The sequence below is a fragment of the Paenibacillus sp. 10L310 genome, assembly GCF_056395745.1.
In genome coordinates this window covers 1-23,292 of sequence record NZ_JBFTKC010000029.1, presented here as the reverse complement: position 1 = coordinate 23,292, position 23,292 = coordinate 1, and the positions used below count along the sequence as shown (strand labels likewise).

Here is a 23,292-nt window from a genome sequence, read left to right as displayed (position 1 = left end):
TTACGGTTAAACTAGGTTTATTGTTATTCCATCTGGATTTCCGAATCCAAATCAGACATTAGATAGCAGGCATCACATTGCCACCACTAACCGGGATATAGGCACCCGTGATAAATGAGGACAGGTCCGACGCAAGAAAAGCTACCGCATTGGCGATTTCCTGATCTTCACCCCTGCGCTTCAGCGGCACGGTACGCGTATATGCCTCATCATGTCCAGGCTCACTGGACCGATCACGTTCACTAATTGTCCATCCAGGTGCAATCTGGTTTACGGTAATCTGATACTCACCAACCTCCTTGGCAAGCACGCGATATACACCATCCATTCCACGCTTACCAGCGGTGTAGGCCGATTGATGAGCGAAATTTTGCATCGCACATTCCGTATTGATGCCAATGAACCGACCGGCTCTGATATCTTGCATATGTGGAATGAAAGCTTTGGCAAGATACACACTCTGCATGACACAGGATTCAAACTGGCTCAAGTAATCTTCAGGAGACTGTTCCAACACCGTTGTCCATTCATATTGAATGACTGCATTGGCAACAACGATATCCACTCCACCGAGGACAGGCTGAATTTCATCACGCATCCGAAATGCTGTATCCTGCTTTGTAATATCCCCCTGTACAATTACAGCCTTACGATCGAGTGCTTCAATCTCACCTTGAAGCTCCCGAGCCTTGGTATCATTATTTATGTAATGTAGAGCCAGATTGGCGCCACAGGATGCCAACGTACGGGCGATGACTCTCCCCAGTTGTCCGGTTGCGCCTGTAACCAGAGCCGTTTTTCCTGAGAGATCCAATTGCATAACAGCGAAAACCTCCTTAAATTCATTTACCCGAAAACGATTTCGGAAATATGTTACTTTTTTCATTCATTGCGCGTTATTCAGAGAGATATACAGCATTGTTCAATGCTGTATATGGTAGTTCAACTTTTTTCCTATATGTGGAGACTATTAATTATGTTGTTGAATAAGATCAATTTCCTGGAAGCGACTGACTTCCTTTTCCCAACGCTCTTCTACATATTGACGGTGAACCGGGTGATTGTTGTATGCATCATACGCAGCCTGATCTGCAAAGACCATAGAGAAACTGTAGTCAAACTCATTCTTCTCACTTACCTGTTTCAGAACCTGAAATTGCTCTACGCCAGGAATGACAGCCAGTGCATCCGAACTTTCCTTCAAAAAGGCTTCGGCCTCCGGTGTATCTTTACCCGCGTAAAGTGTAAACGTTACCATATGTGTGATGCTACTCATCTCTATTTCCTCCTCCAATATGTTCGTACTCGTTTTCTAGTGTACATCCGAATGTGTTGTAAGCGCAATAATTGGTTGAATTAATTTTTAATGTACACAAAAAAACCTCAGGACAAATCCCGAGGTTTTTTTGTAATGTATGGACAAACTTATTTGGTGATGTTGTATTTACGGTTAAATTTATCAACACGGCCACCGATATCCACGTTTCTTTGTTTACCAGTGAAGAATGGGTGTGATGCGGAGCTAGTGTCCACACGGATTACTGGGTAAGAGTTACCGTCTTCCCATTCCATAGTTTCGTTAGAGAACTTCGTGGAAGAACTCAGGAATTTGAAATCAGCACTTGCATCGTAAAAAATTACGAGTTGTGTCTTTGGATGGATGTCAACTTTTGGCATAATCTATTTACACTCCTTTAATATGGGTACTTCTTTAGAATCAAACTACATTTTATTATACTCTTTTTTTGGACAAAGTACCAGCAGGTTTTGAGGAATAGCTAAAAAAAATATGATATCTGTGATTTTGCACCTAATCAGGTGTCACGCCGTCCCTTTCTCCAGTACATTCAACATGTACTCCAAAGCCTCCAGTTCATCCCTGCCTCTTGTCTGTAATCTGACAACACTACCATATCGAATGGGTAGTAACGCCATTCCAAGCAGGCTTTTGACATCTACACGATGCTCATGCTCAGACTCCATATACGACAAAATAATATCCGAGGAAAAACGCGACGCTTGAGAAGATACCGACATCAAATCATCCCGATGAAAATCAGCGTGTATCATAAATTCATGTACTCTCACAACCTTCAGTTCCTTTCGCTAAGTACTTATTCACCAATATGGTGTGTATCCATTTATATATTAAAATCATCATGAATTATACCATGTTATGGGAGCTTGACCCATACTTTTTTGCAAAAAAAACAAAAAAAGAGTCCTGAACCGCAGGACTCTTCCAGGTTGTTCTTACATACCATTCGGATATACCATGACCTTCAGACTGCCGCTTTTATTGTGTAATGCACGCTCCATCGCTTGCTGTGTCTCTTCGAGTGAATAACGATCTGTAATCAGGGACATCACGTCATGCTGGCCGGAGCTCAGAAATTCAATTCCTGCCGGATACGTATTGGCATAACGGAATATGCCATAGATATCAACTTCATTGTCCGCAATAAATGGAACATTGAGTGCGATCTCGTCCTGTGCAGGCAGGCCCACAATCGCAAGTTTTCCTCCACGTCGAAGTGAATACAGAGCAGATTGTAGCGCCTTCGGATTCCCCGCTGTTTCCCATACAGTATCAACACCCACACCATTTGTTAACTCGCGAATCACAGCCAGCGCATCTTCATTCCGCACATTAATGGTATGAGTGGCACCCATGCGGCGAGCTGCTTCCAGCCTAACTTCCTCCAGATCCGTTACTATGATCTTCTCTACACCGAAAGATTTGGCAGCAGCCACAGCCATGAGTCCAACGGGACCCATGCCCATAATCGTCAGGGTTGTACCCGGAGCCAGTTTGCTGCGGCGTGCAGCATGAATACCAACAGAGAATGGCTCGTTCATAGCTGCTTCCTCATAAGACAGATGATCCGGGATCGGGAATACCATATCTTCACGTATCACCATGTATTGTACAAATGCCCCATCCACCGGAGGAGTCGCTAGAAATTGTACATCCGGACACAGGTTATAACGACCTTCTTTGCATGCCGTACAACGTCCGCAAGTCACCCCAGGCTCAATAGCAACCCGATCCCCTGTTTTCAGACGTGATATGTTCGAGCCAACAGCAGCAATGATCCCCGCACACTCATGACCCAGAATGATCGGTTTCTCCACCACAAATCTGCCAATGCGTCCATGTTCAAAATAATGCACATCCGAGCCACATACCCCGACAGCCATCACCTGGATTAACACCTCATCCGCTGCCGGTTGCGGGACGGGTTGTTCCTCAATAATAATGTGTCCTGGCTCTGTCATGATAGCAGCTTTCATGGTCTCAGGCAGTTGATGTTGTCCCATACGGTTCTCCTCCTCATGTATGTCCATGCTGTCTATTGTACATTAAAGAAAACAAGGTATCTTCTTACTTCCTTCCTAATTACCAAGTTCATCTGCATCCGCAATTCCACTCAATAGATTGTTCGACCTTGTTCATCCGCTATGCCGCTCTTGCGATAGAAGTACGTATTGATCATGTCCCGCCATTCCTTCGCATGTTCGGCCTGGTTGTCCTGTAATGAAGCAACTTTACTGAAAATGACCGGGTCGATTTTGCCCTCCAGCCCTCTCCATGTCTCGGCTAACGCCTCCGCCTGCGCAACACCTTCAAAGTGTGTATCATAAATATGCTGAATGACCGTTTTACCCGAATGCAGAACATGGGTGTATGGCACGTGATGGAAAAATAAGATCAGCTCATCCGGACAGGTGTCTACGGACTCATAACGATCAGCATTCTCAGGGTGATACTGTGAAGTGTATCCTGTACCACTGTTCACGGTTCGATCTACACCAATGCCATGACAATCGGCAAAGTGATACGTTCCCCATTTGGAATACTCGTATCCATCTACATTCGGCCCGTAATGATGATCCGGATTAACCATCCAACCTAAACCGAGAGGCGCCGTATAATTCTCATAGATTTCTAGTGAAGTCAGAAGCATGCCCGTAACCTGCCGCACAACTTCGTCTTCATGTCCAAATGTGAGTCTCACCCACTCATCGGCAATCTCTTCCGCGGACAGCTCCGGGTTCCACGCAAGTCTTCCGTATCCATATAGATTCGCCTGCGCGAGTGGATGTCCTGTCCAACAGGCATCTGCACCAATATTAGATACTGCGGCGAAGCCACTGTATGGTCGTTTATACAGAGAACCGTCCGCAATTCGCTTGATCTCTGAACCTTCGCCTTTGGCGTATGTGTCAAAGTCCAATACTTCTTTCCACTGGGGAACCAGATAACAGAGATGACGTTGTTGCCCGGTATACTCCTGTGTAATTTGAAATTCAATCACCTGATTTGTATTTTCCATGGCACCAAACAGCGGGGATACCGCCTCTCTCACCTGAAAGTCCATCGGCCCGTTTTTGATCTGCAAAATGACATTTTCAGCAAAACGCCCGTCCAGCGGCGTAAAGTGGTCATAGGCTGCACGTGCACGGTCAGTGGAACGATCCCGCCAGTCCTGCTTGCAGTTATAGACAAAGCAACGCCAGATGACCAATCCACCGAATGGCCGAAGGGCTTCAGCCAACATGTTCGCACCATCGGCATGATCACGGTTATACGTGAATGGTCCCGGACGATTCTCGGAGTCTGCCTTGATCAGGTAACCGCCAAAATCCGGAATCGCTGCGTACACCTTGGCCGTTTGAATGTTCCACCATTCCCGTACCTGCGCATCCAGCGGATCAGCCGTACGCAAACCACCAATCTCAATTGGACTTGCGTAGTTGGCGCTCAGGAACAATTGAATGCCATACGCTCTGAATTCAGCGGCAACCTTCGCCACATCACTAAGATAACGTTCTGTCAGAAACAGACTCTCACGGCGGTGTACATTGACGTTGTTGATCGATATGGCATTGATTCCCGTGGAAGCGAGCAAACGTGCGTAATCCCGGATGCGACCCAAGTCCAGCGTGAATTCCCCGTTATCATAGAAAATGGATTCTCCTGCGTACCCACGCTCAATGCTGCCGTCCACGTTATCCCACTGATTAATCATCCGTAGTGCATTGGTTGGCTGCTCTGTAATGAAGCTCCACTTATTCACAGCGCCATCCGCCTCATGTGCTCTTCCTTGATCCATTGTCAGCTCACGAAGCAGATGGAATGCACCATACAGCACACCTTGGGGGGTCTCTGATCCAATGACCAGTATACCCTCGGTCTCGTTCTCACGAATGACATAGCCTTCTCCTTGAACAGTTGAACGCTCTGTCTCACTGAACGACCCAGCCACGGAATCGCTCCCTGTCCAAGTGCCGATTCGTATTGCGGGAGCGGAAGCGTGATTGTTCCGTTCACTTTCCTGAGCATCAGACAGATGACTGACCGACGGTTTCACGCCATATAACCTTCCCAGTCCCCGTGAAAGTTCGGTCAGAGCTGTTGTGATCACTCCATGGTTCTCTTCCACCAATATCAGCTTGCTCCACGCAGGAGCCGTCTTTTGGGCAAGTCCATTCGCTCCTGGCAATTTAGAGTGATACCCCAGCCACGCATCGTACTGTGGACCCGACAAAGCAGATTGAACGACGGATTGGCTCATTGTACCGCCTCCTTGCTGGCATAGATCTGCCCAAGGCGATTCCCTTTTCCTTCGAGTAGCCATAGAATCGACGTTACACCACGCGGATAATATTTGCTGCCAACCGCCACACCAGACAGGATCTGGTCACTCCAGCACCAGTAGGATTCCTCCGGATGCAACAGCCAGTTGACATGAGCCGCGTCTGCTGCCTTGCCTGTCTCATTCCATTCCACACCCAGCAGCTCTCTAGCGATAAACTGGGACAAATAGATTTTGCTCAGCCACGAGTTATTGCTTGTTGAGGACAGTTTCCAGCCCCCATCTTCGAACAGACATGTTCCCGGTACAAGAACCGTCTTCAGATGAGTTTGGAGTGCTTTCAGATAAGGGCCAAAGCGACCATTGACATCCAGTGCTGCTTCACAGCCTGTAAAGTACGGGAACACCAAACCTTCAATCGCCGGAATGATTCGAGAATCATTATTTTCTGCAATAACAGCTGGAATGTAGCCGCCATCAGTCAATTGTGCAGCAATACTGGCAGCGCAGCGATCTGCTTGAATCCCTGCTTGATGGGACAGATCTGCCAACTTCTCAGTTGCGAACAGCTTCTCCAATGCAACATAGACCGCCCAACATTTACCCGCCAGATAGATATTATTGCGAGACTGACCAAGTGACACATCCAGGCTGTCGTAAGTTGTAATCTCCGCTCCACCTTGGGTACGACTGCTATCCAGACCCATCAGACCGTTACGCTGCTCTGCGTCGGGATGGTCCCGATTAAGCATGCTTTCGAAGCAATCCTCGATAACAGGCAACATGTTTTTCACAAAAGCTTGATCCTGTGTCTGTTCAATGTATACTGTCGCGCAGCAGAGCCAGTTCACCAGCTCCTCGTGGCTCATCTGTGAGAAACAGTCGTCAATGCCAACCAGCTCATACGCCGAGTGTCCAGGGCGTGAGAACACATTGGCAACACCAATATCATGGGTAAAGGTAATTCCGCCCGGATATAACTTCTCTTCCCCCGGGAAACGAACCTGATCCGTATAACTGTATCGTTTCACAAACCACTCCAGCTCATTACGCACCGTCCATGGGTTCAAGGCAAGCTCGAAGTACAACTGATCAGCTGTCAGATCAAGTGTGTTCATCATCCGATACTCCCCTTCGTTCACCACCCATAGTGGCTCGCCATCGGCATCCAGCAGTTGAGTACTGGCATAATAACTGTGAATGGAATGAGCAAGCATGAATGATTGATCTTCGGTCAAAGCAGCGGATCCAAGGCGCTGTTCAACCTCTCCACAGGATGCGGTCAACTCACTGAAGCGTTGTAGTGCATACTCTCCTGCTGCCTGAATATCGGAGAAATAGCGCGTATACCAATACGTTGTGTCCATGCCGGTCGTCACAATGCCCCCGCGATAGAAACATACTGCGAATTGATACGTACGTTTCTCTCCAGCCGGCACCTCCATCAGTAGTGCAGCGGTTGAGCCAAGTCCAAATGCCAGATTCTCCCGATGTTTCTCCTGCAACAGTTTCTCCAGCGTAAATCCGCGTGCGGGCCACAGTCCATCATCTGCTGACATAATCGCTGTAAGTCGACCTTGTCCCACACCTGTGATGGAGCCACCTTCCGGTCCCCCAATCAGACGCAAAGCAGAGTACGGATCATTGCCCTGATAACCAAAGTAGGCTTTACGGGGTTGTTGACCTGCCGTATTGTCAATCGTCATCTCAACCAATACGGCAGGTACGAGTGCATCCATTAATTCTTCACGATCCCCATTCGTTGGATCAGGTACTGGACGTACAGGAGAGTAGATACGGAACGTCAGATCTCCAGCGGTCCACGTATCCGTACCTGAGGTAAATTCACGGGTAATATCTTCATCGCGAAAAGCCGTAATAAGAGGTTTTGGAACTTTGGACGCTGTTGTCGACGCCGTTTCCCCGTCATCCAACTTCTCTACATCATAGCGGCTGCTCTCATCCTCGGAAGCTTCATAAAAAGGAAGCGCCTGATAATTGTCGCCATCGCGAGATTGTAATCCAATATATACATTCTGGTCAGCCGGCTTGCCGAGTTCAAGACCCAGCCCGCCTTTGGCTCCTTTGTAACCCAGTGTAAAACTCGCAAAAGCACCAATCGGTGCGTGATGTGCATTATAAAAGATGGATTTCGACGTATTCATGAATCATAACCCCTCTCAGAATGGTTGCATACGTTTTCATTAGCCCCATCCTAACACGTGGTTCCACCTCCGACCATGATCAAATCAATCGGATATTTACCCAAATCAAGCTGATAGACTATAATAGATTAAAGCGGTTACACAAAAACATTCCATTAGATATACGTGCGTAATCAAAATCACATTTTTTGAACAACCTCATATGAAGGGGGATCTTCCATGTCTTCAACGTATTTGCCTCCTACTTTGGGAGAAAGTGTCCATGAAGTTTTTTATCCAGATGTACAAACAACGGTCAATCTGTTTGCCATTCATTTACGAAGTGTGGGTATGGACTGGGATTATCCGGCACATGAGCACCCTCAATATGAATTGAATTATGTCACGGAAGGCGAGCAACGCATGATGGTGAATGGTACCCTATACATTCAAAAGGCTGGCGAACTGCTCCTGATTCCTCCGGGAAGCATTCATTCCAGCCAGAGCCATAACGGCAAGGGATTCACATATTTTTGCATGCATTTTGACATTGATGATCAGTTGTTCTTATCGTTGCTGGCGCGCATCAAACAAGTGCGATTCAGTGCGGATAGTCCGGTTACACAGCAGATTGAGCCGGTTCTGCGCAAATTGATGTCATCTGCGGATGATGAAACAGCAAATACGATGGTACAGCGTATGCAGCTGCAATCTGCGGTATTTGAACTATTTGGCCATCTGTGGGAGGCGGTCTCGAAAGAGGCAGCTCACTGGTTTACCGACGGACACGAGAAGATCGAACTCGCCCACCAGATTCGTAATCGGTTGCAAGGCCTGATGAGTCAGCAATTCAAACAGGGACACGAGTCCAACGGTCACTATGGCATTGATGATATTGCAGCAGAGCTGGGCATCAGTTCTTCTCACTGTAATCGCGTGTTCAAGGAGGTGTTCGGTCAGTCTCCACGTGCTGTATTATCCCAGTTGGTTTTGCATGAAGCGAAGCTTCTTCTGGGCAATCCGAAGCTCTCCGTTCAAAATATTGCCGTCATGCTTGGTTACAAGGATATTGCCCATTTCAGTCGTCAATTCAAGCGCTGGTCCGGCATGTCACCCTCCCGTTACCGACAGGAACAGCCTGCTCTGGAATGAAGTCCAGTAGCAAGCTGTTTGTCTTTCTTATTTTTCATTTCAACAAACGCTTAATCAACTTCAGCTTGTTATCATACGGTGGATATAGAATCGGCAGATTCAACTTGGTGCTTTTTTTCAGTACACTTTTGAGATGAGAGAAGGTTTCGAAGCTGTACTGCCCATGATACGAGCCAACACCGGAATGACCAACACCGCCAAACGGCAGACGTGGATTCGCTACATGAGTGATGGTATCGTTAATGCAGCCGCCTCCAAAAGAAACTTCACGCAGCACTTTGTCCTGAACCCGGGTGTCGGAAGTAAACAGATACAAGGCGAGTGGTTTCGGCCGCTTTACGATTTCTACAATGGCTTCATCAATGTTACGGTAGCTAATGATTGGCAGAATGGGTCCAAAAATCTCATCTTCCATCGTCGCTGCATCCCAGGACTCCGCATCAATCAGTGTAGGTTCAATGAAGCGATCTTCCTCATCCGAAGCTCCCCCATATATCACTTTGGCCTGATCCCGCTCAATCAAAGTCGTCAGACGTTTAAAATGTCCCTTGTTCACGATTCGCCCATAGTCCTTGTTGTGTTGGATATCCGAACCAAAGAAGGACACGATTGCTGCCTTCATCTCCGTAATTAACGGTTCCTTCACGCGCTCATGCACAAGTAAATAATCGGGTGCGATACAGGTCTGTCCTGTATTGAGCAGTTTGCCCCATATAATACGCTCTGCTGCTACTTTGATATCCGCCTGATCATCAACGATGACCGGACTTTTGCCGCCCAGTTCCAACGTAACGGGAACGAGATTTCTGGCAGCTGCCTCCATTACAATCTTGCCTACCGGTACACTGCCTGTAAAAAAGATATAGTCGAATGGCGCGTTAATCAGCGCTGTTGTTGTGTCTTTAGCACCGTCAAGTACCTGTACGTATGCCGGTTCGAACACGCTCGCAATCATTTCACGTACAACAGCGGATACCGCAGGTGTATTCTCTGACGCTTTGAGCACGGCTGTGTTACCTGCTGCAATAGCACCTACCAATGGTTCGATTAAGAGTTGAAAAGGATAATTAAACGGTCCGATAATCAGAACCGCCCCGTAGGGTTCGGGTATGATATAACTTTTGGAACCCAGGAGTGCCATTTGTGTTTTCACTTTAACGGGTTTCACCCATTTATTCACTTTACGAATGGTGTGTGTGATGCTATCCATCATAAATCCGATCTCGGTTGTGTAGGATTCGAACTCACTTTTGCCCAAATCCTGATAGAGAGCTTCTGTCAGTCTGGATTCGTACTTTTGAATGGCCTGCTTCAGTTGGGTCAGATGTGCAATTCGAACTTCTGCCGATCTTGTTGCCCCGGAACGAAAGAACTGTCGTTGCTGCTCCAAAATCTGTTCAACTTCCAGACTGGTTACTTCCTGTATAGTCGTTGTCATATATACATACTCCTCTATTCATTATTGATCAAGCGTTTAAACTTACGAACCTATAAGGCACATGCAAAAGCATGTTTTATCACGATTAATCTACAGACACTCTTCTTCCAAAGCAGCTACCAGTTCCTTCAGCAGTTCCACCGATGCATTCAATGAAGCCGAATAATAACGCTGTGTGCCCTTCTGCTCCACAGATATCAGTCCCTTCTCTAACAACAGCTTGAGATGATGAGATATGGCTGGTCGGGATAGGCTGGATTGTTCGGTAATTTCATTCACTGTCATTCTGCCTTTCTCGGTGAGTGTCAGCAAAATGGATTGACGATGGTTGTCACTTAACACCTGAAATAACGGAATACAGGTTTGAAAAACGCTAATTGCTTTTTGTCCCATGGTTTCACCTCTATACTATTTCTTCTTCATTGTTTCTACGTATATTTTATCTGTTTGATGTCTGTTAGTTTAAACATTCGAACCTAATGACTGAATTGTACTCTTTAATCACTTGAACTGCAAGTGAACCATCAACTAAATTTAAAATAATGCTTATAAAGCGCTTCCATACTACCATACAAGTATGGTAGTATGTCATTGAAGGAGTTGAAGTTGTGGAATATACCCCAAAGTTATCATCCAGAGCCGGTTTGTTGCCTGTTGCGAGCAATATGTCTTCCATGAATAATAAGCAATCTTACTCAACGCGAGATGTCGTTTACTTCACGCTGAAACAACTCATTTTGAGTTTGAAAATGCCTCCGGGAACAGCTATTTCAGAGAAGGAAATTTCGCTGGAGTTCCAGGTAAGCCGGACACCTGTTCGAGAAAGTTTTGTAAGGCTTGCACAGGAAGGTCTGCTGGAAGTGTATCCACAGCGTGGCACATACGTCTCTCTGATTCAGGTCGATCTCGTTGAGGAAGCACGGTTCATGCGTGAACAGCTCGAACGAGCCGTAATCAGACTCGCCTGCGAGAACTTTCCGAACGAACAGATGGTAGCTCTTGAACAGAACCTTGCGTGGCAACAGGAATGCAGGGTCAAACCGGATGATGAACGAATGTTCCAATTGGATGAGGAATTCCATAGCACTCTTTTTGCAGGCTGCAACAAAAGCAACACCTGGACTGTTATCCAGCAGATGAATGTACATTTGAATCGAAGTCGCATGTTACGCCTGTCCTCGGACCACCAGTGGGATCATCTGATTGAACAGCACCGGTCTATGGTCAAGGCCATTCAGCAGCATGATGCCGACACAGCAGAGCGACTGATGCAGGAACACTTGCATTTAACTGTCACCGATTTGGCTGTTCTGCAGGATACATATCCGTCCTATTTTCAATGACTGAATTTTCTTCCTACTATTCATGATGAGGTGAACGTGATGAGAATGGTTTTTCGCTGGTTCGGCGAAGGCAATGATACGGTAACGCTGGATCATATCCGGCAGATTCCGGGTGTTGAAGGTATTGTGTGGGCACTGCACGATGTTCCTGCTGGCGAGGAATGGCCAATGGACAAAATACTCGCTGTCAAAACAGCAGCAGACAAGGCCGGGTTACATCTGGATGTCGTTGAGAGTGTGAACATCCATGAGGATATCAAGTTGGGCCTGCCATCAAGGGATAAATACATTGCGAACTATATTAAAACAATGGAGAAACTGGCTCAAGTTGGTGTGAAGGTCATCTGTTACAACTTTATGCCGATCTTCGACTGGCTTCGCACGGATATGCACAAGGAAATGGAGGATGGCTCAACTGCCCTCTTCTATGAGCACAGTAAACTTGCAGATATAGAACCTCTAGAACTCGTTCGACGCATTACGGAAAACTCCGCACTCACCATGCCAGGTTGGGAACCGGAACGATTGCAGTATTTAACAGGTCTGTTCGAAGCCTACAAGGATGTAACCGAGGATCATATGTGGGAGCACGCACGTTATTTCCTGCAAGAGATTATGCCTACAGCCAAACGGCTGGGGATTCGAATGGCCATCCATCCAGATGACCCGCCATGGCCAATCTTTGGATTACCAAAGATTATTACAAGTCAGGAGAATGTTCGGAAATATTTGAATCTTTATGATAGCCCTTACAACAGCGTGACACTATGCAGTGGCTCTTTGGGAGCGAATGCTGATAATGACATTATCGGGATGATACACGAGTTCAAGGATCGGATTCCATTTGCCCACATTCGTAATGTCAAAATCTACGATAATGGTGACTTTATCGAAACCTCACATCGCAGTCAGGATGGCAGTGTTGATATTGCAGGGGTTGTTGAGGCTTATCACGATATCGGTTATGAAGGTTATGCAAGACCCGACCACGGTCGTCATCTCTGGGGAGAACAGTGCCGACCTGGGTATGGACTCTATGACCGGGCTTTGGGCATCATGTATCTCTGGGGCGTCTGGGATTCCCTGCAAAGGAGGGCAAAAGCATGAGTGAACTTCAATATGAACGCTCATCTCGTCTTGAAGGCAGAACAGCTGTAATCACCGGAGGTGCTGGAGTATTATGCCGCTCCATGGCGGAAGAACTCGCTCGGCACGGTGCAAGTGTAGCCATCCTGAACCGCACGGTGTCCAAGGGACAGGAAGTTGTATCTGCGATAGAAGCTGCCGGTGGCAAAGCGATTGCTATTGCCTGTGACGTAACCCAGGCCGATAGTGTGCAAGCAGCGGCAGATGCGGTGCTGGAACAGCTCGGACCATGTGATATTCTGATCAATGGCGCGGGTGGCAATAACGCCAGTGCCAACACCACCAATGAAATCTTCAGATTGGAAGATCTGGAAAAGAGCGATGTCACTACATTTTTTGATGTGAGTGTAGAGGGATTTCGTCAGGTGATGGATTTGAATTTTGTCGGTTCTCTCATCCCTACTCAGATCTTTGCAAAACATATGATAGAGCGCGATGTTCCCGCTACTGTCATAAACATTTCTTCCATGAGCGCCCCATCGCCCATGACGAAAGTTCCTGCGTATAGCGCTGCGAAGGCAGCCATTAACAACTTCACGCAATGGCTCGCCGTTCATCTGGCCGAATCCGGAATTCGTGTCAACGCTATTGCACCCGGGTTTTTCCTGACTGAGCAAAACCGTAATCTATTACTGCAACCAGACGGCTCACCTACGGAACGTTCCAGTAAAATTATTGCGCATACACCCATGCGCCGTTTTGGCAAACCGGAAGACCTGCTTGGCACATTGATGTGGCTTGTGGATGAAAGGCAGTCCGGCTTTGTCACTGGCACAGTCATTCCGGTAGATGGCGGATTTATGGCCTATTCAGGTGTATAATGATTAACGTGTAAATGAATCAGTTCAACTAATATAGGTATTTAATGAAACCGAAGCTTGGGATACATACCCAGGTTTCGGTTTTTTGCGTTCAAGCATAAGATCCTCCAGCATAGGAAAAGCTTGTTATAATACATGTTCAAAAGCAAACTTTTTAAACAATCTCTTATTACAGCTACGGTGAACTAAAGGAAGGTGATACATATATGATGGAAGAAACATGGGTTGTTGCCGTACGGTCTATTATTGCTTTTCTGACCCTGATCATCTACACAAGGGTGCTGGGCAAACAACAGATGGGTAACTTGACGTATTTTGATTACATTAACGGTATCACAATCGGTTCCATTGCGGGGACTTTTGCAACCGATCTTTCCTCCAAGGCGTGGATTCATTTTGTGGCCTTGACCATTTTCACAATCATTACGATCATCTTTCAGTATATTACGCTGAAAAATCGCACCATTTCCAAACTAATGGACTCTGATCCCACATTGATCATCCAGAACGGTAAAATTCTTGAACAGAACCTGAGTAAAATGCGAGTCAAATTTGACGAATTGACCATGATGCTACGGCAAAAGGATGTATTTGATATTACAACGCTGGATTATGCGATTCTGGAACCGGATGGTAGCCTCTCGGTTGTTTTGAAACCTGAGAATCAGCCTGTAACCGCCAAAGATATGCATATGCACCCGCCCAAGAGCAAGCTGATGACCGAGATTATCATTGATGGCCTGCTGATTAAGCAAAATCTGGAGGAAAGACACAAAGATATTAATTGGCTCAGTGAACAGCTTAAGAAACAAAAGATCACGATACAGGATATTGCTTTTGCCGCCATATTGCCTAATGACAAATTGTATGTTGATCTGTTCAAGGATAAGATCACCGAAAAAATCGACATGGGCGATTATGAGGGGCCTTTCTAAACTCTTTACATCAAGGAGGCGGTTGAATGAAAACGCGTTTCTGGCTGTTATATGTGCTTCCGATCTTCCTCATTCTTGTGTTCGTTGCGATTATGGCTAGCGGAGCCTTTCTCAAAAAGCCCTTTGGTACCGATGATCGCTTGCTTGAATCTGTACAGATGTTGGAGAAACAAGTCGAGGGAAAACAATGGACTGAAGCCAAGTCCCAAATTAATTATGCAATGCAAGCTTGGGATAAAGTCGTCAACCGCATTCAGTTCAGTGTGGAACGTGAAACGATATATGATATTCTGGGCACGCTTGCTCGGATCAAGGGCGGCGTTGCGGCAGAGGATGATAAGGCGATTATGGAAGAGATTTATTACTTTTATGTGTTATGGGATAATCTTGGAGATTAGGTTCAATATCTTTAATATCAGACTTAATATCAGATTGTAAGTCTAAAAACAAAAGGCACTATCCTTTTATGAATAAAGGAAGTGCCTTCTTTGCTTTGATATAACTTTATATCCGTTACGCTCTTCGTAATCCCCGAGGCCTTGACGATCGCGAAGTGCCTTCTTTGCGGAAAAAGAGACCGAGTGCTCCCTTGGCACACCACAGTGCAAACAAAGCAAACAGCGTGCCCCAGAACAGCGCGGGAAGGAATGTCTGTTGAGCGAGATTCGCTGCATCCCCTGCCCGTGAGGGCTGAGTCCAGGACATAAATCCAACGTATACAGCACTAACAACCGACTCTTCCAGCGTAAGAAACGCCAGTAACAGATAATAGTACTTCACGATCTTGGCACCAAAAATCATAATGACAACGTTCAGTACGATGAACCCGGTCAGCCATAACATGCCGAACTCCCCTCTTACATATAACAGGAGCGACACCAGAGCGACAGCCGTCATAATACCGAGTCCCCACATGTGCAAGCCTTTACGGTATAAGTAAAACAACAGCAAGGCGAACAGTGATGCACTGATATATCCCGCCAGAGAAACTAGGATCGATCTGCCTGGCGTCAGCATGGAAGAGTAAGTTACACCACTATGATCAGCGTACAATTCAATCCGTAGCACTTTACCAGACAATATTAGTGTCATTAGTGCATGACCGAATTCGTGAATCATCGTATCCAGATTGCGGAACAAGGACGAAAATGGGATGAATCGTGTAAGAAAGACGGAGCCTAGTAGAAAAAGTATCGTTTTGACCCACTTATTCAATCGTGTATACCTCCTTTACCTTCAAGTAAACAAGCCTATCCTTTATACTACGCTTTTTTCACTCGATTCGTTTCGGCTTCCAAACTGTAAGGCACAGTGCTCCATCCACCAGCAGAAGCTTCGATTGTGTCCAATGAAAAAAGAAGATAGATCATAACGGCCCTTTTCGGCCTCTAGCGTAACGAGCAGTCGATTCCGCATCCGACGGAGGGCATAGTGCACGAATTGATCTGCTACCTCACTTTGTATCAGGGTAACATAAGCATAAAGGGAATGATCGACAGGTTCATCAAGCGGACTCACCCCTGCACATGAAAATTCCGTCCTCACGCCCGCACTCTGAAGTATGGACAATGCCTTCACAAGCTCGGCATCAACTTCAACACCGTTCCAAATCTCTGTTTTCTTCGCGGCTACTGTATGTTTATCACGTTCCGTCCAGTTCATCAGCTCCAGCTTACGCCGTCTCCACAGATGGGCAGGCTGTTCACTTAACAGCACTTCATGTTCCTCATTTAAATTCATGCAATGTGTCCTCCTGTTCTCCTTGATCCGGTCACCTTATTAAACAAAGAGAGAGCACATCCCTGTGCTCTCTGCTTTGCAAAAAGGCAAAGGAATGGCGATCCATTCCTCAGCATGTTGTATTATTGTACCTTTTTCGGTGACAGGCATCAAACTGATTTTTAATTATTCGTTTAGTGCCAGTTTCAGAGCCTCCAGATTCTGTCTCATCACGCTAATGTAGTCCATTCCCGCCGCAATTTCTTCCTCGGTGAGTCCCTCAATCGGATTCAATACAGCCGTCTTGGCCCCCACTTCACTTGCGATTGTCTCAGACACTTTGGATGAAACCAGTGTTTCGAAGAAAATCGTTTTCACCTGATGCTCTTTTGCAAAATCAATGACAGATGCCATCTGCGCTGCTGAAGGTTCTTGCTCAGGAGACAAACCTGCGATGGGCACCTGTTGCAATCCATATTCCTTGGCAAGATAACCAAATGCAGCGTGTTGTGTGATGAAATCCTTACGTTTGCTATCCGTCACAGCCGCCTTGAAGTCCTGATCCAGTGACTCCAGTTGAGCAATGTAGGCATCTGCATTCTGCTTGAACTGTTCGGCATGTTCCGGGGCAGCCTGCGCCAAACCTGCTTCAATATTGCGCACTTCTTTTACAGCCAATGCAGGTGACAGCCATACGTGGGGATCGAGTCCACCGTGATCGTGATCATGTCCTGCTTCTGCTTCTGCCTCTGCGTCATAATCATGGTCGTGTTCTTCTGTAGTCGCTTCATTCGCATGCTCATGATCGTGGTCATGTTCTGTTGCCTCTGAATCTTCTTGATGGTGTTCATGCTCTCCACCTTCAAGAAGGTTGATGCCTTTGCTCGCTTCCACCTGAATGAGTGAAGCATTGCTCAGACTTCCGGTGACCTGATCAATCCAAGATTCCATGCCCGCACCGTTGTATACAAGCACATCCGCTTTTTCAATGCTGGCAATATCTTGTGGTGTAGGCTCCCAATCATGGGGCTCTATTCCTGCTGGAACGAGTGTATGCACATCGGCCAGATCACCTGCCACATTTTTGGTGAACTCATACATCGGGTAGAAGCTGACCTGCACGTTTAATTTTGCAGTTTCCGTCTCGACTGGAACGGAAGTGCCTGTCGAAGCTGTATTTGCATCAGAAGCGGATTTTTGTCCGCATCCTGCGACGATAAGTGTAAGACTAAACAACAATCCGAGCGTAGCTTTTTTACTGAATTTCATGTGATGTATTCCTCCTAGAATGGTTGACCAGAATGACGTGCTGTGATTTCGTTTCTTTGCGGTGACGCTTGCGGTTATATCGTGCAATCAGCTTTTGCGCTGATATTCCAGTCAATAGGATAACCAACAGGATGAGTGCAATTGTTCCTCCCGGTGGTGTATTTAGATGGTAAGATGTTGTGAGCCCGCTAAAAATACCGATTAATCCTGTAATTACCGCGACAATAATCGCTGATGTAAAACTGCGAGACACTCTCAATGCCAAGGCAGCAGGTAAAACAATGAGAGCAGATACCAGCAACACACCGACGATCGGCATGGCTGAAGCTACAGTCATTCCTGTCAGAATGGCAAATGCAAACGATAAACCTCTTACCTGAACGCCTCCAATGGAAGCAGTCTCTTCATCAAACGTAAAGTTATATAACGGTCTTCGGAGCAGGATGAAAAAAAGTAAACCAATGACACACACACCTGCCATCATCCACAATTGTATATCGCTAACCGCGACAATAGATCCAAATAAGTATGAGCTGAAGGTCTTGGACAGATTGGTTTTGAGACTCATCAATACCACAGCAAGAGCCAGCCCCGAAGTCATGATGATCGCCACAGGTACCTCGCTGTAGGTTCGGTAACTTCGCCGCAGTTGTTCAACCAGTAATGCACCGATAATTGCAATGGCGAATCCGCAGATCACCGGGTTAAGATTCATGACCGAACCGAGCGCAACCCCTGCGAGTGAGACATGGGATAACGTGTCTGCCATTAGTACCTGCCGCCTGAGCATCAGATAGACCCCGAGAATTGGAGCGATGACTCCAATCAGTCCACCTGCCCAGAAGGCACGTTGCATGAATTCGTACTCAAACACTGCCATTCCTCACTTTCTTGCCGCTCCAAAGTAATCGTTCGATCCAATCGATTCCCCATCTCTTCCAGTCCGTGAGTAACCATAATAATCGTTATCCCATGAGCATCAACATAGTGGCGCATCAGATTGTAAAATCCTTCACGGTTGTGGCGGTCCATTCCCGTGGTTGGCTCATCCAGTACCAGAACCTGCGGTTGCCCAGCCATAGCCCTTGCAATACAGATCCGTTGCTTCTGTCCACCAGACAGCTCACCGATTCGTGTATTCCGATATTCCCACATGCCAACTTCCCGCAAACTGCGTTCAACGATGGCAACCTGCTCTGCTGTGAAGCTTCGGAATAGTCCCAGCCTGGTGTAACACCCGGACCGGACCAGCTCATTCACCGTACTGGGAAATCCACTATTGAACGATGCCACCTGCTGGGGCACATAACCAATATTGGACTTGTTCCCACGTTTCAACTGCGGATTCATATGTATCGTGCCGCTCCAGGGCTTTAATAGCCCTAGTAGCAGCTTTAACAGGGTCGTTTTGGCAGAACCATTGGGACCTGTGATGCCTATGAACTCTCCCACATGGATATCCAGCGACAGTTGATCAATGACCGGCTCTTTGCCATATCCAAATACAACATCACGCATGGAGGATAGTATCATGCCATTCCCTCTTTTCGTAAATATTACGATTTAAAAATAACAAAAAAATTTTATCTGGTTTCCCGGTGGATCGTCATTTTCTTCAAACGTGGGGAGTACTTCTTCATCTCAAGTCTCTCTGGATGGTTACGTTTGTTCTTGGTTGTTGTATAGTTGCGGTCCCCGCACTCGGTGCAGGCTAAAGTTACAATGACTCTCATGGTTGTTGCCTCCTCTTATTTAATCGTAATTATTACTATTTAATGATATTAGTCTATAGCTTTTATTTTGTCAACTCCATATCTGTTACAGTAAAATTTTGTATGCATAATATAATTTCATATGATATACTGCTTTGGTATCATTATACTTTACCTACGGAGGAACTAGATGAAGATCAAAAAATCAACTTTTATTGGGTCATTGGTAGCATGCAGTTTGGCTTTCGGTGCCCTGGGTGTAGCAGCTTCAAACGGAATTCAAGATATTGAAGCAGCACTCGACAGCAACATTAGCTTTAAAGTAAACGGTCTGTCTTGGACACCCAAGAATGAAGCTGGAGACAAACTGAATGCACTGGTATATGACGGTGATGTATACTTGCCTGTAAGTACCACAGCAGAAGCACTCGGAGCCAACGTATCTCTGAATGTTAGTAACAAAGTTGTAAGTATCACTAATTCAGGTAGCGGTAAGTCAAGCAGTTCGAGTAGTAATAACAGCAGTACAGGTACCAAAGGTTCTGAAGATTCAAGTAAACCAAGTAGTTCAAGTAACTCAAGTACTTCTAATTCAGGCTCAATCAAGATGACTGGAACTGACGCTCAGATGATAGTCAAATTGCAAAAAGAATCTTTAACACTGATCAAGATGTATGGTAAAGCACTTAAAACAGGTAGCACTAGTGAATTTGATAAATACATAGATGCTAAAGTTATTGAAAATCCCGAGATCGACATTTTTGATCTGGGTAAGCAATCCCAGAAAGATAAATTTAAGACTACAGTCAAAGGTATCATTGCAGCAAATGATAAAAAAACGCTGACTAAATATGCAGATCAGTTGATTAATGTGAAATCAGCTGATTTTAAAGTGATTGCAATGAATGATAAAACCAAAACAAGACACAGTTACAAAGCCATTTATTATCCACAAGGATGGACGGGTTCCTATGGAGTGTACCTTACCTTTGTGTTTAGTCCGCAAAAAAGTGGTAACGGTGATTTTTATCTTGGCGATTTGTACTTTAGCTAAAGTCCTTAATGCAATATAATCATTGATCTTCAGGGGCACTATTGCACTTGAAGATCTTTTCTTTTCACTTCAACTCCACGCTGGAAAAGGATCTTTCAGTTCACGCCAGTTCATCAACATCTCCTCCTCCGTAAGAAGGGTCTCATCCAATGTACGTTTAATCTCCGCCCGGTCCATGTCAATGCAGATGAATACTAATTTGGTTACCCGGTCACCCAACTCATCATCCCAGTCCGGTATGCTTGGCAGCGTGTCGCCAAAATGAAGTTCCCTTTCCTCCTCACTCATCGCACCTACCCATATTCCTGCTGGTGCAAGCTGCTTCGATGTACCTGCATGACTGAAAGAGATTGCCATATGGTTTCTTGTCGCCAGCCACATCAGGCCTTTGCATGATTGAGAAGTGTCGTTTTGCCTGCACCCAAATATCCACTAAGTACGGTTACTGGATCCCGCTGTTGAACCTGTTGATCTGACATTTCTGTTTCCTCCACTCTGTTTAAGTTGTGAATTTAATCGTAAAAATGTTGATTAGAACATAGGAATGATGTATGTTGCCGCACGTACAAGCATATATTTTAGCAAAGTCCTAGTTGTGGAGGTCTGTTTCATGAAAATGGCAGCCAATCTGAAGCTCCTGTCCTTCCTGGTCCCTTGTGCATTTCTTGTTCCCGTGTTGATCACAATGGCTCCAGACTTGAAGGAAGCATGGAACAGTGAAGCTTTGCAAAATATGAAAACCGTATTCATAGGTATCTTTCTTGAAGCCGCGCCTTTTCTGCTCATGGGTGTACTATTGTCCTCGCTCATGCAGTGGTTCGTATCTGAAGAAATGGTCCGCAGACTCATACCCAAGAATCCGATCGGTGGTGTGCTGGTCGCAGGACTACTCGGTATTATTTTTCCCATCTGTGAATGTGGCATGATCCCGGTAGTGAGAAGGTTGATGCACAAAGGCATGCCAGCCTATATCGCAGTTACATTCATCTTGAGTGGTCCCGTAGTCAATCCCATCGTATTTACCGCAACCTTGCTTGCCTTTCCCTCCCATCCTGAGATTACCATTGCCCGTATGGGACTGGCCTTTGCTGTAGCAGCTTCCATAGGGATGCTTGTGTATGTGTTTGTTCGTCGAAATCCCCTTCGGATGCCAAAGATCGCAGTGACAGAGGTCAAGACACATGCCGGGTTTAAAATGGCGCAACCTCATGCTCATGCACACGCAAACGCTCATGACCATAACCATGTAAAAAACTGGCGCAGCTTCTTCATTCACGCCGGAGACGAATTTGTCGATATGAGCAAATATCTGGTGATCGGTGCCCTGATTACAGCCTGCATCCAAACATTCATTAGCCGCAGCGATCTGATCTCTCTTGGTAATGGTCCTGTTGCCTCCTATGTGTTCATGATGGGATTTGCTTATGTACTGTCTCTCTGCTCCACTTCTGATGCTTTTGTGGCTTCTGCGTTCTCACATACGTTTGCACTGGGGCCGCTGGTATCCTTCCTTGTTCTTGGTCCAATGCTGGATTTCAAAAGCACGCTCATGTTGCTCTCAACCTTCCGTACTCGGTTTGTTATAGGTTTAAGTCTAGCGATTATCACACTCGTCTTCGCCGGCTCGTGGTTGATTAACCTGCTGGTATAAAGGTTGAGCCCAATACTTCATGACCTGAATGGTTAATCCCATGAACTTGCATTCTGACTATGAATAGAAATGAGGTGATGATATATGAACCACACTATCTATACGATGACCAAGCCTCCTGTTCCAAGGTCACACGTCATCCAATGGCATAACCTGATCCGTGCAGGCTGGATCGGCGGGGTGGCAGTGTACATTATTCAGTTGAATTCAAGTGATTCGCTTCATTATTATTTGGCTCCTACCATGCAAAAACTGCTATTATGCTGTCCTGTTCCCTTATTGTTTATTGCCGTTATCATGGCATGGCACGGACTGTTCGGCAGAAACGAGGTTCATTGCGACTGTGAACATCCACCACCCTCGGGGTTCCTTCGTAGCTTAATGGTATATGGTCTGATTGCTATCCCCTTGTTGCTGGGGTTTCTGTTACCTGATCGGGCTCTCGGCAGTTCCATGGCCAGTCAGAAAGGCATGTCTCTCACCTATGCCCCTCCCGAGATTCGTCGAAAAGAGCCTTTACCTGATCCGGCAACGCAATTGAAAGTACAAGATCTCACGCAAAAACCAACGGCTGTTCAGGCTGCTTCGGCTACCAAAGTACAATTCATTCCCCCAGACGAGTATAGCCGCGAATTCGCTGAACTGGCGGAGAAGTTGTATGCAGAACAGGTCATTCGAGTCTATCCTGAAATTTTCTCTGAAACCCTCGGCACGATTGATATGTTCCAGCGACAATTTGCAGGCAAAGATATCTCCTTAACCGGGTTCGTTTACCGGGACAAAAGCATGGATCATGAATCACATTTTGCACTAGGACGATTTCTCGTCATGTGTTGCCCCGCGGATGCGGCTCCCTTCGGCGTAATGATTCACATCCCAGAAGCGGATAGCTTCACTACAGACAGCTGGGTGCAAATTGATGGCAGCATTGGCTCTGCACAGGTGAACGGTAAGGATACGATTGAAATTCGCGCCACAAAGGTGACACCTGTAGCCGAGCCATCCGCGCCTTATATTTACACCAATGCGGACTCGGTGATGGCTTATGAGAAGCTTAGTAACAATTAAGGAGAACCGATAGACTATAAGAAACCTAAATTAATGAATATAAAAAACACACTATACATTTCAGAGGCCACTGAAAAACTTACCATTTCAATTGTTAAGATTCATTTTAAATCAAAAAGGCTATATTTCGTTCACATTGGAACGGAATATAGCCTTTTTCTCTATCCTTTTACTTTGAGTCTTTCATGAGTGTAATGATTCGCTTGAGATTAACAGTAAATATGGCCATGGCACCTTGCA

At 46.1% G+C, this 23,292-nt stretch carries 26 protein-coding genes; 9 read left to right on the top strand and 17 right to left on the bottom strand.

The genetic code is table 11. From position 1 onward, the window contains the following. Window positions 1-58: 58 nt before the first annotated feature. The 7 genes from AC1DE7_RS30030 to AC1DE7_RS30000 form a co-directional block, all read right to left on the bottom strand. Window positions 59-820, bottom strand: a complete 762-nt coding sequence (locus tag AC1DE7_RS30030; RefSeq protein WP_477535771.1) for an SDR family NAD(P)-dependent oxidoreductase — start codon at window positions 818-820, stop codon at window positions 59-61. Window positions 821-970: 150 nt separating this feature from the next. After that, window positions 971-1,276, bottom strand: a complete 306-nt coding sequence (locus tag AC1DE7_RS30025; RefSeq protein WP_477535770.1) for a Dabb family protein — start codon at window positions 1,274-1,276, stop codon at window positions 971-973. Between the two features lie 149 nt (window positions 1,277-1,425). After that, on the bottom strand, window positions 1,426-1,677 hold the full coding sequence (locus AC1DE7_RS30020; protein WP_036613829.1) for a type B 50S ribosomal protein L31: 252 nt from the start codon (window positions 1,675-1,677) through the stop codon (window positions 1,426-1,428). A gap of 144 nt (window positions 1,678-1,821) precedes the next feature. Continuing rightward, window positions 1,822-2,070, bottom strand: coding sequence for an HPr family phosphocarrier protein (locus AC1DE7_RS30015; protein WP_017688214.1), 249 nt, complete (start codon window positions 2,068-2,070; stop codon window positions 1,822-1,824). 183 nt (window positions 2,071-2,253) lie between these two features. Further along, window positions 2,254-3,321: an NAD(P)-dependent alcohol dehydrogenase gene (locus AC1DE7_RS30010; RefSeq protein WP_477535769.1), complete on the bottom strand. Its 1,068-nt coding sequence runs from the start codon at window positions 3,319-3,321 to the stop codon at window positions 2,254-2,256. Between the two features lie 110 nt (window positions 3,322-3,431). Then, window positions 3,432-5,579: an alpha-glucuronidase family glycosyl hydrolase gene (locus AC1DE7_RS30005; RefSeq protein ID WP_477535768.1), complete on the bottom strand. Its 2,148-nt coding sequence runs from the start codon at window positions 5,577-5,579 to the stop codon at window positions 3,432-3,434. Next, the gene (locus AC1DE7_RS30000; protein WP_477535767.1) at window positions 5,576-7,765 is read right to left on the bottom strand and encodes a glycoside hydrolase family 52 protein; all 2,190 of its coding nucleotides are present in this window, start codon (window positions 7,763-7,765) and stop codon (window positions 5,576-5,578) included. Before AC1DE7_RS30000 ends, AC1DE7_RS30005 begins: the two co-directional genes overlap by 4 nt. A gap of 219 nt (window positions 7,766-7,984) precedes the next feature. On the opposite strand from AC1DE7_RS30000, the gene AC1DE7_RS29995 reads away from it, so the two are divergent. Beyond that, a complete protein-coding gene (locus AC1DE7_RS29995; protein WP_477535766.1) occupies window positions 7,985-8,896 on the top strand; it encodes a helix-turn-helix domain-containing protein in 912 nt (303 codons plus the stop codon). A gap of 34 nt (window positions 8,897-8,930) precedes the next feature. Here the strand turns inward: AC1DE7_RS29995 and AC1DE7_RS29990 are convergent, their stop codons facing one another. Continuing rightward, window positions 8,931-10,334 carry an aldehyde dehydrogenase gene (locus AC1DE7_RS29990; protein WP_477535765.1) on the bottom strand — a complete coding sequence of 468 codons (1,404 nt, stop codon included), beginning with the start codon at window positions 10,332-10,334 and terminating at the stop codon, window positions 8,931-8,933. Window positions 10,335-10,424: 90 nt separating this feature from the next. Then, on the bottom strand, window positions 10,425-10,727 hold the full coding sequence (locus AC1DE7_RS29985) for an ArsR/SmtB family transcription factor (protein ID WP_017688208.1): 303 nt from the start codon (window positions 10,725-10,727) through the stop codon (window positions 10,425-10,427). A gap of 272 nt (window positions 10,728-10,999) precedes the next feature. Between AC1DE7_RS29985 and AC1DE7_RS29980 the strand changes: the two genes are divergently transcribed. The 5 genes from AC1DE7_RS29980 (at window position 11,000) to AC1DE7_RS29960 (ending at window position 14,977) form a co-directional block, all read left to right on the top strand. Then, the gene (locus AC1DE7_RS29980) at window positions 11,000-11,677 is read left to right on the top strand and encodes a GntR family transcriptional regulator (RefSeq protein WP_026081054.1); all 678 of its coding nucleotides are present in this window, start codon (window positions 11,000-11,002) and stop codon (window positions 11,675-11,677) included. A gap of 39 nt (window positions 11,678-11,716) precedes the next feature. Further along, the gene (gene uxuA, locus AC1DE7_RS29975; protein WP_477535764.1) at window positions 11,717-12,784 is read left to right on the top strand and encodes a mannonate dehydratase; all 1,068 of its coding nucleotides are present in this window, start codon (window positions 11,717-11,719) and stop codon (window positions 12,782-12,784) included. Further along, window positions 12,781-13,644 (top strand): SDR family oxidoreductase, encoded by an 864-nt coding sequence (locus tag AC1DE7_RS29970; protein ID WP_477535763.1) that lies wholly within the window; start codon window positions 12,781-12,783, stop codon window positions 13,642-13,644. Before uxuA ends, AC1DE7_RS29970 begins: the two co-directional genes overlap by 4 nt. A gap of 206 nt (window positions 13,645-13,850) precedes the next feature. Beyond that, entirely contained in the window at window positions 13,851-14,579 is a 729-nt protein-coding gene (locus AC1DE7_RS29965; RefSeq protein ID WP_051447333.1) for a DUF421 domain-containing protein, read from the top strand. 26 nt (window positions 14,580-14,605) lie between these two features. Then, on the top strand, window positions 14,606-14,977 hold the full coding sequence (locus AC1DE7_RS29960; protein ID WP_477535762.1) for a DUF4363 family protein: 372 nt from the start codon (window positions 14,606-14,608) through the stop codon (window positions 14,975-14,977). Window positions 14,978-15,092: 115 nt separating this feature from the next. Here AC1DE7_RS29960 and AC1DE7_RS29955 read toward each other — a convergent pair whose 3' ends face one another. The 6 genes from AC1DE7_RS29955 to rpmG form a co-directional block, all read right to left on the bottom strand. Further along, window positions 15,093-15,794, bottom strand: coding sequence for a M50 family metallopeptidase (locus tag AC1DE7_RS29955; protein WP_477535761.1), 702 nt, complete (start codon window positions 15,792-15,794; stop codon window positions 15,093-15,095). 42 nt (window positions 15,795-15,836) lie between these two features. Beyond that, the gene (locus AC1DE7_RS29950; protein ID WP_477535760.1) at window positions 15,837-16,319 is read right to left on the bottom strand and encodes a hypothetical protein; all 483 of its coding nucleotides are present in this window, start codon (window positions 16,317-16,319) and stop codon (window positions 15,837-15,839) included. 165 nt (window positions 16,320-16,484) lie between these two features. Further along, complete coding sequence (locus tag AC1DE7_RS29945) at window positions 16,485-17,567, bottom strand: metal ABC transporter substrate-binding protein (RefSeq protein WP_477535759.1); 1,083 nt, start codon at window positions 17,565-17,567, stop codon at window positions 16,485-16,487. Then, window positions 17,554-18,447 (bottom strand): metal ABC transporter permease, encoded by an 894-nt coding sequence (locus tag AC1DE7_RS29940; RefSeq protein ID WP_127549154.1) that lies wholly within the window; start codon window positions 18,445-18,447, stop codon window positions 17,554-17,556. The genes AC1DE7_RS29945 and AC1DE7_RS29940 overlap by 14 nt, the downstream gene beginning before the upstream one ends. Further along, a complete protein-coding gene (locus AC1DE7_RS29935) occupies window positions 18,393-19,100 on the bottom strand; it encodes a metal ABC transporter ATP-binding protein (protein ID WP_477535758.1) in 708 nt (235 codons plus the stop codon). The genes AC1DE7_RS29940 and AC1DE7_RS29935 overlap by 55 nt, the downstream gene beginning before the upstream one ends. 50 nt (window positions 19,101-19,150) lie before the next feature. Next, window positions 19,151-19,300, bottom strand: coding sequence for a 50S ribosomal protein L33 (gene rpmG, locus AC1DE7_RS29930; protein WP_036613813.1), 150 nt, complete (start codon window positions 19,298-19,300; stop codon window positions 19,151-19,153). 169 nt (window positions 19,301-19,469) lie between these two features. On the opposite strand from rpmG, the gene AC1DE7_RS29925 reads away from it, so the two are divergent. Continuing rightward, on the top strand, window positions 19,470-20,333 hold the full coding sequence (locus AC1DE7_RS29925; protein ID WP_340982355.1) for a stalk domain-containing protein: 864 nt from the start codon (window positions 19,470-19,472) through the stop codon (window positions 20,331-20,333). Window positions 20,334-20,402: 69 nt separating this feature from the next. Here the strand turns inward: AC1DE7_RS29925 and AC1DE7_RS29920 are convergent, their stop codons facing one another. Together AC1DE7_RS29920 and AC1DE7_RS29915 are read right to left on the bottom strand one after the other, a co-directional pair. Then, entirely contained in the window at window positions 20,403-20,690 is a 288-nt protein-coding gene (locus tag AC1DE7_RS29920; protein ID WP_477535757.1) for a GTP-binding protein, read from the bottom strand. A gap of 23 nt (window positions 20,691-20,713) precedes the next feature. Continuing rightward, window positions 20,714-20,812: a GTP-binding protein gene (locus AC1DE7_RS29915; protein WP_127549146.1), complete on the bottom strand. Its 99-nt coding sequence runs from the start codon at window positions 20,810-20,812 to the stop codon at window positions 20,714-20,716. A gap of 131 nt (window positions 20,813-20,943) precedes the next feature. On the opposite strand from AC1DE7_RS29915, the gene AC1DE7_RS29910 reads away from it, so the two are divergent. Continuing rightward, entirely contained in the window at window positions 20,944-21,984 is a 1,041-nt protein-coding gene (locus tag AC1DE7_RS29910) for a permease (protein WP_477535756.1), read from the top strand. Window positions 21,985-22,068: 84 nt separating this feature from the next. Next, a complete protein-coding gene (locus AC1DE7_RS29905; protein ID WP_477535755.1) occupies window positions 22,069-23,052 on the top strand; it encodes a TIGR03943 family putative permease subunit in 984 nt (327 codons plus the stop codon). Window positions 23,053-23,292: the final 240 nt, after the last annotated feature.

Excerpts from the sequence above, each read along its gene's own strand:
- AC1DE7_RS30020 (WP_036613829.1), bottom strand. The coding sequence starts at position 1,677 with ATGCCAAAAGTTGACATCCATCCAAAGACACAACTCGTAATTTTTTAC.
- AC1DE7_RS30015 (WP_017688214.1), bottom strand. The coding sequence starts at position 2,070 with ATGATACACGCTGATTTTCATCGGGATGATTTGATGTCGGTATCTTCT.
- AC1DE7_RS29940 (WP_127549154.1), bottom strand. The coding sequence starts at position 18,447 with ATGGCAGTGTTTGAGTACGAATTCATGCAACGTGCCTTCTGGGCAGGT.
- AC1DE7_RS29905 (WP_477535755.1), top strand. The coding sequence starts at position 22,069 with ATGAACCACACTATCTATACGATGACCAAGCCTCCTGTTCCAAGGTCA.
- AC1DE7_RS29995 (WP_477535766.1), top strand. The coding sequence starts at position 7,985 with ATGTCTTCAACGTATTTGCCTCCTACTTTGGGAGAAAGTGTCCATGAA.
- AC1DE7_RS29925 (WP_340982355.1), top strand. The coding sequence starts at position 19,470 with ATGAAGATCAAAAAATCAACTTTTATTGGGTCATTGGTAGCATGCAGT.
- AC1DE7_RS29910 (WP_477535756.1), top strand. The coding sequence starts at position 20,944 with ATGAAAATGGCAGCCAATCTGAAGCTCCTGTCCTTCCTGGTCCCTTGT.
- AC1DE7_RS29945 (WP_477535759.1), bottom strand. The coding sequence starts at position 17,567 with ATGAAATTCAGTAAAAAAGCTACGCTCGGATTGTTGTTTAGTCTTACA.
- AC1DE7_RS29935 (WP_477535758.1), bottom strand. The coding sequence starts at position 19,100 with ATGATACTATCCTCCATGCGTGATGTTGTATTTGGATATGGCAAAGAG.
- AC1DE7_RS29960 (WP_477535762.1), top strand. The coding sequence starts at position 14,606 with ATGAAAACGCGTTTCTGGCTGTTATATGTGCTTCCGATCTTCCTCATT.
- AC1DE7_RS30010 (WP_477535769.1), bottom strand. The coding sequence starts at position 3,321 with ATGGGACAACATCAACTGCCTGAGACCATGAAAGCTGCTATCATGACA.
- AC1DE7_RS29950 (WP_477535760.1), bottom strand. The coding sequence starts at position 16,319 with ATGAATTTAAATGAGGAACATGAAGTGCTGTTAAGTGAACAGCCTGCC.
- AC1DE7_RS29920 (WP_477535757.1), bottom strand. The coding sequence starts at position 20,690 with ATGGCAATCTCTTTCAGTCATGCAGGTACATCGAAGCAGCTTGCACCA.
- AC1DE7_RS29915 (WP_127549146.1), bottom strand. The coding sequence starts at position 20,812 with ATGTCAGATCAACAGGTTCAACAGCGGGATCCAGTAACCGTACTTAGT.
- AC1DE7_RS29985 (WP_017688208.1), bottom strand. The coding sequence starts at position 10,727 with ATGGGACAAAAAGCAATTAGCGTTTTTCAAACCTGTATTCCGTTATTT.
- AC1DE7_RS29990 (WP_477535765.1), bottom strand. The coding sequence starts at position 10,334 with ATGACAACGACTATACAGGAAGTAACCAGTCTGGAAGTTGAACAGATT.
- rpmG (WP_036613813.1), bottom strand. The coding sequence starts at position 19,300 with ATGAGAGTCATTGTAACTTTAGCCTGCACCGAGTGCGGGGACCGCAAC.
- AC1DE7_RS29965 (WP_051447333.1), top strand. The coding sequence starts at position 13,851 with ATGATGGAAGAAACATGGGTTGTTGCCGTACGGTCTATTATTGCTTTT.
- AC1DE7_RS30000 (WP_477535767.1), bottom strand. The coding sequence starts at position 7,765 with ATGAATACGTCGAAATCCATCTTTTATAATGCACATCACGCACCGATT.
- AC1DE7_RS30005 (WP_477535768.1), bottom strand. The coding sequence starts at position 5,579 with ATGAGCCAATCCGTCGTTCAATCTGCTTTGTCGGGTCCACAGTACGAT.
- AC1DE7_RS29980 (WP_026081054.1), top strand. The coding sequence starts at position 11,000 with ATGTCTTCCATGAATAATAAGCAATCTTACTCAACGCGAGATGTCGTT.
- AC1DE7_RS30030 (WP_477535771.1), bottom strand. The coding sequence starts at position 820 with ATGCAATTGGATCTCTCAGGAAAAACGGCTCTGGTTACAGGCGCAACC.
- AC1DE7_RS30025 (WP_477535770.1), bottom strand. The coding sequence starts at position 1,276 with ATGAGTAGCATCACACATATGGTAACGTTTACACTTTACGCGGGTAAA.
- AC1DE7_RS29970 (WP_477535763.1), top strand. The coding sequence starts at position 12,781 with ATGAGTGAACTTCAATATGAACGCTCATCTCGTCTTGAAGGCAGAACA.
- uxuA (WP_477535764.1), top strand. The coding sequence starts at position 11,717 with ATGAGAATGGTTTTTCGCTGGTTCGGCGAAGGCAATGATACGGTAACG.